Source organism: Spirosoma jeollabukense (assembly GCF_054777855.1).
The window spans coordinates 1-11490 of the sequence record NZ_BAAHAD010000026.1 but is presented as its reverse complement, the minus strand read 5'-3'; the positions used below and the strand labels follow the sequence as shown (position 1 = coordinate 11490).

Here is an 11490-nt window from a genome sequence, read left to right as displayed (position 1 = left end):
GGAAGTGAATTACTTACAGGCTGATCGAGCGCGCATAAGCTGTTTCTTTCGGAAGAAGGAGGTAGCATTCTTTACGGACTAACTCACGCGTCTATAATCTGGAACCAGTTAAATATGTTAGCATTATACGTTTTAGCGCTCCAACTAATGCGACTCCAATTGCTAATGACACACCACCAACAGGTGAAGTTACTATCACAAACACTGCATGCACTACTGCAATCAATCCGCTGACAGGAGGAGCAGATGGAGGCTTCATATTCAGCGCTCATCTCACAGAAGCAAAATCAGATCCAATTCTTTGCCTTACAATGCCTAATAAAGATGGAACGGGATATATAGATGGCTTTTTAATGGTGGGCAGTAGTTCTGTCAAAACGGATTTAATAACAGGAGCAATGGCTCCTTATATTATCACATATCCGCCTTCTTCAAGCCAAAATCTTAATAATTATTATAATTACTACAGCATGGACTATCTGAATGATCCGTCGATTCCTCCAATAAAAAGGATGTACTATTTGGGGGATATAAATAACGGATTTTACAAATTTTTTGTGATTTGCAAAAAATCAGACGGGACATATACGAAATCTAAAACAATTACTTTTTCCCAACCTTTTTACTTTTTCATTGGGTGTGGAATCAAGCCTACAAATTTTACGGCTAATTTTTGATTCAGCCTTTTTGGATTCAATTAACCGGTTTAAAGCAACGTGACTTTCAATCTCGTATGCTGTTGAAGCCGCTTATAGTCGGATTTATTGTAAGTACAAAATTCGTCGCAGTGCGATTCAGCAATGGCCAGATGCACACAATCGCTGATGTTTTGGAAGCCGATCAGCTTCGCTAAAGCAATGCCCCGTTTCATCTCTGCTAAGGTCGAGGAAACGGGTTCATACGCCAAGAATGCATCCAGCATCGCTTCAATATCGTCCGGTTGTTGACCCAGCTTTCGTAAGGTGAAAGCGGTTTCCAAAATGCAGAGCTGAGAAATGAAAAACCGCTGCTGGTCAATAGCGGCTTGGTACAGGCTGTTGGTGATTTGATGGGGGGTGGCCAACATTCGTACGAAATGTTCCATCGGCCCGTTCTGAACAGTTAAATAACTCATGTAGCTATGATAGATAGCTTACTTTGATTGATTGACTGAGTTTATTGTCGAGAAAACAGGCTCAAATGATATTAATTTGCTAAGCCTTGGCCCAGTAAAGAAATCGAACGTTTCTTTTACTGATTCCAATATTTGTCCTTAATTGTCTGATTATCTGCGCATAAAGAGTATGATAGATTATCCATGGAACATTTCGTACGAATGTTGGAACACCCCCTAAGTAGGCAGGTTATCGAGCGCTCCTTTGTACAAAACACGGCTCTTAATCAAGCCAATCGCTCGTTTAACCAATGCATGAGGCTCCTAAAATCAACCGGTTTAGTTGGGTGTAGAGCAAAGTCAACTGCCCCATTGCGCTCCTGAGCCAGTAGATGTGTAGCCCGACAGGGCAATCGGCCGGGGTTGGTCCCCCAGGCGCGGGCTGTGGACCTCTACTCGTCCGCCATAGCGGTACCAGTTGTACAGGATTTCCCGATAGCCGCTGTACGTAGCTTCTGATAAAATGCATAGGAAAATATAATAGAAATAATCTAATTAAATATTTGTTTTATAAAATATTATTCTTTGGTTTGCAGTGATCCTTTGATGTTACTTGTTTTAACCTGAAAGGAACTACCGACCCACCCCGTTCACCTTTGTCTATGCCTCCTCTTTCCCTGATGAGTCGGCCGTTGCTGGCTGGCTCGCTCTTGCTTGCCCTGTGGGCCCCGGCTTGGGCTCAGCCACAACCAGTCCGCCACTTCAATACCCAAGCCGTGCGGACGGCCACGCTGAAGCAGTTTCCCGATTATGCCAAAACCATCACCCAGCTCGAAGAACAGCTGCCCACCCTGATTGGCAAAGGGACCGGCCAGCAGACGCTGCAGATCCCGGTCGTCCTTCACATCCTGGCCGCGGACGGCCAGACCACGCCCACCGACGAGCAGGTTCAGGCCCAACTGGCCATTCTCAACCAGGCCTTCGGAGCCTACACGCCCCCCAAAGAGCTGCCCACCCAGGGCCTGGAAGCCTACGCCGCCCAGGGCGTCGAGGTCGGCATCCAGTTCGTACTCGCCGACGCCCAAAAAGGATCGGCCATTCAACGCGTCAGGACCGACCGCCAAAGCTGGGAGCTGCTCAACCAGATCCAGGACCCCAAACAGGGCGGCATCGCTCCGGTGGACCCGGCCCACCTCCTCAACATCTGGATTGGGGAGCTGGAGGGCACCAATGCGGGCTATGCCCACCTGCCCGGCGCGCCCGGCGAACTGGACGGCATTGTCATCGACCCCCACTATTTCGGCACTGACAAAGGGACCGCCAAGGCCCCCTATACCCAGGGCAAAACGCTGGTCCACCTGATGGGCACTTACCTGGGCTTATACGACCTGTGGGATGAGGCTCATCCCTGCCAGGATGATGGCGTGGCCGATACCCCCCTGCACTCGGGCCCCAATTCCCAGGTGCTGGGGGGGCCAGCCTCCCGCCAGATCTGTTTCTGCCCGGGGGCTCCGCTGGCCATGTACATCAATTACATGGACAATGCCGAGGATAGCCTGCTGCTGCTGTTTACCCAGGGCCAGAAAGACCGCATGCGGGCCATGCTGGCTCCCGACGGCCTGCGCGCGGGCCTCATCAAGCGCTAGGCTCACCCCCCTTTTTCTCTACCAGCTATCCCGTTTTCGTTTCCTTTGTTCCTTCCTGCTTGTGATGACTAAATTTGGGGCTGGCCTGCTGGCCCTGCTCATGGCCCTCTTCGGCGCGGCTGCGCTGCGGGCCCAACCCGTCAATAACTACGTCAAAGACGTAGTGATGCCTTCGCCTACGGCCGCCAGTTTGGGCAAATACGGCGATATTCCCGTCAGTTACTACACGGGGGTGCCCTCGGTGGGCATCCCCATCTATACCCTGACGTCGGGCCCCTTGAAGCTGCCCATTTCCCTGAGCTACCATGCGGGGGGCATGAAGGTGGGCGAACCCGTCAGCTGGGTGGGCCTGGGCTGGAGTTTGCAGGCTGGAGGCCTCATCAGCCGCACCGTCCAGGGCCGCGCCGACGAAGAAACCGGCAATTTCCAGGGCTATATGTCGGTGGGCCAGGATATTACCCTGGATGCCAATGGCTGCCTGCCCACCCAGCAGAACCAGGAATATGTGGCCATGGGCAATAAAGATCCCGAGCCTGACATTTTCTCGTTTTCTATGGGCGGCTATTCGGGCAAGTTTTACATCGATGCCGATAAGACCAACGACGGGGTCGTCAATGGCAAGGTGATTTTGATTCCCCAGCAGGATATTCGCATCGACTACGTTTATCAGGGCGGCACCTCGTTTCCCCTGAAAGGGTTCGTACTGACCCTGCCCGATGGCACCCGCTATGAATATGGCCTGTTGCCGGGCGAAACGAATATATTTCTGGGCGCAGAACAGAGTCAACCCAGCCTGAATGCCCCACCCAATATCAGTGGCTGGTATTTGCGCCGGATCAGTTCCGCCGACCAGGCCTACAGCATCAACCTGAACTACGTCTCCGAGCAGTATCAGTATGACTACCGGGTGAGTAATACCCAGGAAGGGGATGCGACCCGCAACAACTACCAGGCCCATGTCGTCACCATTAATGGGTTGCGGCTAAGCTCCATCACCACCCCAACGGCCAGCGTCAACCTGGTTGCCACCGCTGACCGTCAGGATCTGGTCAATCCCTACGCGGCCAAAACTAAAGAACTGGCCGAGATTCAGATTCAGTCGGGACCCGCCGGGCCGGGATCGTTTTGTAAAACGTTTGCGCTGGGCCACAGCTATTTCTCGGATAACTCGAGCCTGAACGGGGGCGGAGTCGCAGCCGACAAGCGGCTCCGCTTAACCAGTGTCCAGGAAAAATCCTGCGACGGCCATGTACTGGCCCAGCCCTACACGCTGGACTATTACGGCCAGGCGGGCAGTCCGGACTTTCTGCCCACCCGGCTGTCGGCGGCCACCGACCACTGGGGCTTTTACAATGGGGCTACCACCAACCCCGTGTCGGGGAGTCTGAATATACCCACCACGGCGCTGACCTATGTGCCCATTACGGGCGGCAACCCCGAAACCATCGTCTACGGCAATGCCAACCGGGAGACCAATGAGGCCACCATGACCTGGGGCACGCTCAGCCGGATCACCTACCCCACCGGCGGCTCGACGAGTTTTGCCTACGAGGCCAATACGTATTACGGCAGCCGGGTGGTGACCACGGCCACCGAGCTGGGCAGCTTAAACCACTACTGGCCCGGGGGCCAATGTGATAGTTATACCTACCCCATCCCGGGCGCTTCCCAGACGTTTACCTGTCCGCCAGCGATCTGGCCAACACCTATTACAGCTGGCAAGTGCGGCATACGGGCAATCCAACCTGCAACTGTACCGACTACGGTGACCCCTATGCCATTCTGCGGGTCTATTCGGGCAACACCCTGTTGTTCGAAAGGCCTGGTTACGCCACCTGCCAAGGCAATCCGATACAGGATATGGGCGGCAAGCTAACCGATTTACTGTCGGGCCTGCCCGCCAATACCCCCCTGCGCTTTGAGCTAGTGGGGGCGCGTAGTGGCTCCCTCTTCACCCTGCGGATCGTCTCGAGTAACACCGTCTCAGAAAATCGGAAGGTGGGTGGGCTACGCATCAAAACCATTACCAGCAACGACGGACTCAATCCGGCCAACGATGTGGTCAAAAGCTATGAGTATGCCAACAACTCGCCGATACCGGGGGCGTCGAGTGGGCAGTTGTATAACCAGCCCATTTATGGCTACGTGTATGATGGCTGTGTGGGCAGTTGCCAGCCCGATGGCTCTACCTCCGGCGGTTGTCCGACGGGTTCCCAGCGGCTGCGGAATGCGTTTTTCTTTGAGCACACGCTGGTACCGCTGGGCTCCTTCGAAGGGTACCATATCGGGTATGAAGTCGTTCGGGAATATAACGGCCCTGCCAATACGAGTTCCTATACGATCTATCGATACGCCAATGAGCCGGTACAGCCCTTTGCCGGCCTGCCTGTGTTACCTTCCCTGCCCCGCATTGCATCAGGCCAGCTCACCGACCGTGTTCAGAAATATGCCAGTGGGCTGGATGCCGTAGCCGAAAGCTATACCGCTAAAAATGATCCTCCTCAATACGGGCAGGGGCTGGCACTCAAGGTGGTTACCTACCGAATTGGCCTACCCACATCGGCTTACCCCGTTACCTTCTGGAAACGTTACCAGGTGCCCACCCGTCCGTTCCGCTATCAGACCATTACCCGCGTGCAGGATGGGCAGCAAACCATTACCACCCGGCAGTACAGCGGCAATGGCCACCTGCAGCTGACCCAGGAAATCCTCACTAATTCCGACAACAAGCAGACCATTACCGAGTATACATACCCCGCCGATCTGAGTGGTTTGCCAGCCGCTCAGGTGACGGCCTTTACCAGCCTGAATCTGCTGGTGCCCCTGCAAACCACCGTCACGACCGGCACGATGGTAAAGGGCACCCAGACCGAGTATGCTTTCTTTGATACCGGCTCGGGCAATCTGAGCAGCGGGCCGACTGGTAGCTTTATCCGGCCCTATAAATTCTATAACCGGGAGGGGGCCAGCTGGGTGCTCAAAGGCACCCTTGATGCCTACCACGGCACCACCTCCCCCACGGGTGCTCCCGGCCTGCCCCGCCAGTTTACCAAAGTGGGCTGGCAGCCCGAATATTACCAGTGGACGCCCTCGGCCCTGCTTCAGCAGCGGCAGTTCCTCAACTTCACCTGGAGCTATGAGTACACCCCCGGTACGGCGCTGGTCAGCAAGATGACCAATCCCGATGGGCAGTTTACCAGCTATAGCTACGATCCGCTGATGCGGCTCCAGCAGGTAAGCGCCCGCAATGGCGCGGTCACGACCAGCTATACCTACGCCTATCCCACGCTGAATAGTCCGGGCAGCATTGCCAGTCGGGGCTACGTCAAAACCAGCACGAACTTTGCGTCCGTACCCGGCAGTGGCCTCTCCCTCCAGACCAGTTATAATTACCTGGATGGACTGGGCCGCAGCCTCCAAACGGTCTATCAGGGCAAAGCCCCGTCGGGCAATGACCAGATCCGGGCCGTAGGCTACGACAGCCAGGGGCGGGTAACTAAGACCTTTGAAGCCTTCGCCAGTGGACAGAGCAATGGTTCCTACCAAGACCCGGGGGCGACGCCCTTTACGCTGACCCAGTACGAAGACAGCCCTTTAAACCGGGTCAGCAGTGTTACCCCGCCCAGCTGGGCGGCCACCCAGTCGGGCTACGCCAGCAACAGTGCGGGCGACGGCGTGCTGAACTATGACTCCGCCAGTGGCAGCTCCTCCACCTTTGGGGATAACCTGCTGGCCAAAACCACCACTACCGACGGCAATGGCAACAAGACCATCGCCTTCACCGACAAAAAAGGGCGGATGCTGCTCAGCCGCCGGGCTAATAGTAGTGAAAGCAGCCGGAGTGATACCTATTACGTCTACGACGACAAGGACCGGCTGGTCAAAGTCATTCCGCCGGGGGCCACCTGGTCCAGCAGCGAGCTAACCTACAGCTACAGCTATTTTGACAATGACCTGGTGCAGACCAAAAAACTGCCCGGCAAAGCGGCTGAACAGTACGTCTACAACCTGCGGGAACTGCCCGAGCGCTTCCAGGATGCGTTTATGGCTAACAATGGCGGGCGGTGGATGGCAAGCCAGTACGATGATTACGGTCGGCTGACGGCCAAGGGCGTATGGAACACCGGCAGTGACGGTAGCCTGAGCCTGCAAAACACCATTGTGGCTAATACCTACAGCACGGCTCCCTCGGGCATTACGGTCGATAAACTCAGCCAACGGAAAACAATGCTGCTGAACGTAGCCGATCCGGTGGTGAGTCCGGGGGCTGCTAACGGGCTGCTGCAAACGGACTTTACCTATGATGCCTACGGGCGCATTAGCCATACCAGCGGCAACAACCACCTCAACCTGTCTAACTTTACGGCCGAGAGTACGGACTACAGCTACGATAACGGGGATAACATCCTGACCGAAACCCGCAGCAGCAGTGGGCTTACTATTACCAATACCCGACTCTTCGACAGCTGGGGGCGGCTGACCCAGACGAGCCAGAGCCTCAATAATGCCGGGGCTACAACCCTTAGTCAGCTCAGCTACACCGACAAGGATCAGCTGAAGGGGAAGCAGCTGGGTAACGGTCTCCAGCAGATCGACTACGGCTACCTGACCAATGGACTGCTGAGCAGCATCAACGGGACAGCTTCGCTGACGAACAGCACGCAGCCGGTGAGCCAGATGCTGAGTAATTTTAGTACGCCGACCTTTGGCGCGACGACCGATGATCTATTCCGGCAAGTCCTGGAGTATAACAACCCCACACCGGGGCTGGGGGGAAGTAGCCAGAACAGTGGCAACATCGGCCAGCTGCTGTGGCAGGTCAAGGGGCGCACCACCCAGGCCTACGGGCTGAGCTATGACTACCTTGACCGGCTGACGGGGGCGGTTTCATCGGAGTATAACGCCACGGGCAGTATTGTCAATAGTAATTATTTCAACGAGAGCCAGAGTTTCGATGTACGGGGCAATATCACCAGTCAGCTCCGGAGCGGGCTGGTCAGGGGCAGTAGTGCCTACACGGTAAATCCCAGCCTGGACAGCCCCACCCTGGCGCAGGGCAGTGGCAGCAACCAGACCACCACGGCCACCGGGGCTACCAGCATTCCCGGAGCCAGCCTGGCCCTGTCGGTGCCCCACAACTTTTTGAACCTGCCCACCAGTTTCAGTTTCAATGGGGGCAACAGTATTGAACTCTTATACGATGGGCTGGGCACCAAGCTGCGCCGGACGGTCAAGACGGCGGGCAGCGTGACCTTGACCCAGGACTACCTGGGGGGCATCGAGCTGAAAAACAACGTCGTGGAAGCGGTTTACAACGAGGAAGGCCGGGCCTATAATACTGGGAGTGGGTATCGCTATGAGTACGTCTTGCGGGATCACCTGGGCAACACGAGATTAGTGTTCACCGATAAAAATGGCAGCGGCAGCATCGACAACAGTGAGATTCTGGCGGAGGCTCATTATTACCCGTTTGGCCGCAAAATGGACGGAGCCTGGTACAGTGATGCGGGGGCAGGGAAGTATCGGTATTTGTACAACGGTAAGGAGTTATCGGAGGAGTTTGATTTGAACTTTTACGATTACGGGGGGCGGTGGTATGATCCAGGCATGGGGAGTTGGTGGGAAATTGACCCCCTAGCCGAAGTATCCCGGCGATGGAGTCCGTATGTGTTCAGCAACAACAATCCGCTACGCTTTATTGATCCCGATGGGATGGATGCCGCCGATGATGCGGCCAAAGCCTTGCAACGGCGGGTGGAAGATGCCCAATTTGCGGATCAGGCTACCGGTACGTTAGGCTTTGCAGCTCAGTATGGAACTGAGCAAGGTGAAGATGGCGGAGATCCACCAATAAAAGGGAAGAAAATACATGTAGAAGAAGCAACTGTTTCAACCTACGAGCCTGATATGGCAGATAATTGGCGAGATGGAAATATTGGCCAACGGTTCGCTTATGGCTTGATAGATGGCATTTATTCTATGTTTGCTGATAATCATGTGGGCGGAAGAGGATTTGATAGTTACGATGATAAAATAAAAACGCGCCTTGGCGGTTTGATGACTCTAGCCGGTCCATTATTAAGTGCAGAAAATACCGCTGTCAATGGTATAAAAGTTACAACCTCGGACGGTTTTTTATTTAAAGGGGTTGATATAAAAATTCCTTTCGATATACCTGTTCAGAGATTTGGGAATATGAATTTAGGAAAACCAGATTTTTGGGGGTTAAAGATTGGAACAAGTAAATTTCTTAATAGAGTATTTGCCGCTATTAAACCTGAATGGAATAGTTTAACACAATACACTGAAGGTATTATTCCTAAAGGCACACCTGTAAAGTTTGGAATAATTGGTCCACAAGGTTGGAAACACCCCGGTGGCTCTCCACAGTTTATTGTACCTTCTCGGAATGTATTAAACCAAACATCGAAAACTGTTGTAAGATGAGATCAGATTTTGAAACACCGATAGATTTTCCCTCTGAAAAAATTGTTGAAGGCCATACGATTATTTACCGGCAATTAATGGAAATAAGTCAGGGGAGCCCTATGATTGGAAAATTAGAAATAGATAACCAACTTATTTCAATGAACGATTTGTTTGGTGGCCCTTTCTTGTATGAAAGAGGATATATATATATACCTCTGTATTTTAATAATTTTTTCAGTTCTGGCTTTAAACTGGCCCGAATAAATATCGAAACGAAGAGTATGGAAATAATAATCACTAAGAAAGAGAATCTTTTCTTTTTGGAGAAAATAGAAGATAATACTCTATATTATTATCCAGACATGGATGAGAATTCATTAACAACAATTAATATACATTCCTAAAAGAGCCTAGCAGCTATTCAGTCAAGTCGAATCTGGACACGCCTACCCTGGGGGTGGTGAGTGGGACCAACCAGACGACGACGGCTAACGGGGTGAGCAGTATTCCGGTGGTGAACGTACCGTTGAGCGTGCCCCACAACTTTCTGAACCTGCCCACCAGTTTCAGTTTCAACGCGGGCAACAGCATCGAGCTGTTATACGATGGGCTGGGCACCAAGCTGCGCCGGACGGTCAAGACGGCGGGCAGCGTTACGTTGACCCAGGACTACCTGGGGGGCATCGAGCTGAAAAACAACGTCGTGGAAGCGGTCTACAACGAGGAAGGGCGGGCCTATAACAACGGGGGCAGTTATCGCTACGAGTACGTGCTGCGGGATCATCTGGGCAACACGCGATTAGTCTTCACCGATAAAGACGGCAGTGGGAGTATTGATAATTCGGAGATTCTCTCGGAGAGCCATTATTACCCCTTTGGCCGGAAGATGGACGGGGCCTGGTACAGTGATGCGAGTGCAGGCAAGTACCGGTATTTGTACAATGGCAAGGAACTCAGTGACGAGTTTGATCTGAACTTTTACGATTACGGAGCGCGGTGGTATGATCCGGGCATGGGGAGTTGGTGGCAGATTGATCCACTATCGGAAGCTAGTCGACGGTGGAGTCCGTATGTATTTAGCAATAATAATCCACTACGCTTTATTGATCCGGATGGAATGCAGGTCATCAAGGATTTTAACGGTAATGAGCATGAAATTGGAGAGAATGATGTAAAAACGATTTATCAGGCTCCGCAAACACAACTGGATGGGGTTGAGCAGGGTGACGATAATGGAGACCCACCAGGGAAAAATAAAGCTACCAGAGATCCTGCTCAAGGTGGTTATAGCCGAACGCCGGGGAAGCGAGAAAAAAATGATCTTGACGGGACCTTAGAAGTGGGAGTTATGTTTTTACAATGGGCTTTTGGGGTTGGCCTTGAGAGCCGAGGTTTTCTAGAGAATTCTTATGAATCTAAAGCCATGTCAGATGCATGGAGAGTTCAAGAAGCTATTGCTTACTACTATAGCAAGCCGGAAAATCTCAAAGCCTACAGACGAACTTTACGTTATGGTAAAAATTATTTAGTCGGCACAGGTGTGAGCAATTATAAAGGTTCTTTTGGAATACAAGGATTATTTAGAGCAGGTTTTGATCCAATTGAGCAATTTGTTGGTACTTATGATATTGACATAAAATCCGAAGATGGTAAAAACCTTTCAATTTTGTTAATAAATAACACAAGCATGAGGTCATTTTTGTACGGTGTATCTCCGTCTTGGCGTAGAAATTTATGGCGTCCTGGTGGAAATATGTATCAATATTATTGGTTATCTGTTCCAATTGATAATAAGAAGTTTTTTAACAAATAAAATGAAGATTTTGAAACGGGTTTGGCTCTTAGCAATACTGCTAATTAGTTGTCAGGATTTAGCTGTTGAAGAACATATAGTTGGAAACTACTATATAATAGCTACAGATTCTGAAAATGAAAAATGTTTAAGTTATGCTACCAAGACAGGGGCTTACATATGCATAACGCCGAGCTCCACATTTTCAGTAGCTTATAATACAAAGTATGTTGTCGCAAAACAGCACCCTATTATGGAAGAGAATGAAAAAAACAGCATTACGAATTACTATATTCATGAGCGCCAAAATGTCAAACCAGAACTATTTAAAAACATTGTTGAAGGACCGCTTTATGAAGAAGTGTTTGAAGGTAAAAAAAAGCAATTAGAAAAATATGGAATGCTTGAATTCAGGGACGTAGATTAGGTTCGTCTAAGAGTTTGTTGGGGAATTGATAAGGACTGGTAGCCGAGTCAACTTTGTATCGACCAAGAAACAAAGTAATGACCAAGCAGTGGCAACCACTGAC

9 protein-coding genes are annotated in these 11490 nt (G+C 51.7%); 7 read left to right on the top strand and 2 right to left on the bottom strand.

The genetic code is table 11. From position 1 onward, the window contains the following. The first annotated feature begins 311 nt into the window (after positions 1–311). Positions 312–677 carry a hypothetical protein gene (locus ACYVEA_RS33845; protein ID WP_461117806.1) on the top strand — a complete coding sequence of 122 codons (366 nt, stop codon included), beginning with the start codon at positions 312–314 and terminating at the stop codon, positions 675–677. Between the two features lie 29 nt (positions 678–706). Here the strand turns inward: ACYVEA_RS33845 and ACYVEA_RS33840 are convergent, their stop codons facing one another. Continuing rightward, entirely contained in the window at positions 707–1114 is a 408-nt protein-coding gene (locus tag ACYVEA_RS33840) for a type II toxin-antitoxin system VapC family toxin (RefSeq protein ID WP_461117805.1), read from the bottom strand. A 283-nt stretch (positions 1115–1397) separates the two neighbouring features. After that, entirely contained in the window at positions 1398–1622 is a 225-nt protein-coding gene (locus ACYVEA_RS33835) for a hypothetical protein (protein ID WP_461117804.1), read from the bottom strand. Between the two features lie 133 nt (positions 1623–1755). Here ACYVEA_RS33835 and ACYVEA_RS33830 point away from each other — a divergent pair, with 133 nt between their 5' ends. From ACYVEA_RS33830 to ACYVEA_RS33805, 6 genes are all read left to right on the top strand, one after another. Beyond that, positions 1756–2739: a M43 family zinc metalloprotease gene (locus ACYVEA_RS33830; RefSeq protein ID WP_461117803.1), complete on the top strand. Its 984-nt coding sequence runs from the start codon at positions 1756–1758 to the stop codon at positions 2737–2739. Positions 2740–2800: 61 nt separating this feature from the next. Beyond that, positions 2801–4615, top strand: coding sequence for a hypothetical protein (locus tag ACYVEA_RS33825; protein ID WP_461117802.1), 1815 nt, complete (start codon positions 2801–2803; stop codon positions 4613–4615). After that, positions 4600–9186, top strand: a complete 4587-nt coding sequence (locus ACYVEA_RS33820) for a DUF6443 domain-containing protein (RefSeq protein ID WP_461117807.1) — start codon at positions 4600–4602, stop codon at positions 9184–9186. The genes ACYVEA_RS33825 and ACYVEA_RS33820 overlap by 16 nt, the downstream gene beginning before the upstream one ends. Beyond that, positions 9183–9572 (top strand): hypothetical protein, encoded by a 390-nt coding sequence (locus ACYVEA_RS33815; RefSeq protein WP_461117801.1) that lies wholly within the window; start codon positions 9183–9185, stop codon positions 9570–9572. The genes ACYVEA_RS33820 and ACYVEA_RS33815 overlap by 4 nt, the downstream gene beginning before the upstream one ends. Before the next feature lie 92 nt (positions 9573–9664). Next, entirely contained in the window at positions 9665–10981 is a 1317-nt protein-coding gene (locus ACYVEA_RS33810; RefSeq protein ID WP_461117800.1) for an RHS repeat domain-containing protein, read from the top strand. Between the two features lies 1 nt (position 10982). Further along, positions 10983–11387: a hypothetical protein gene (locus ACYVEA_RS33805; RefSeq protein ID WP_461117799.1), complete on the top strand. Its 405-nt coding sequence runs from the start codon at positions 10983–10985 to the stop codon at positions 11385–11387. Positions 11388–11490 lie beyond the last annotated feature (103 nt).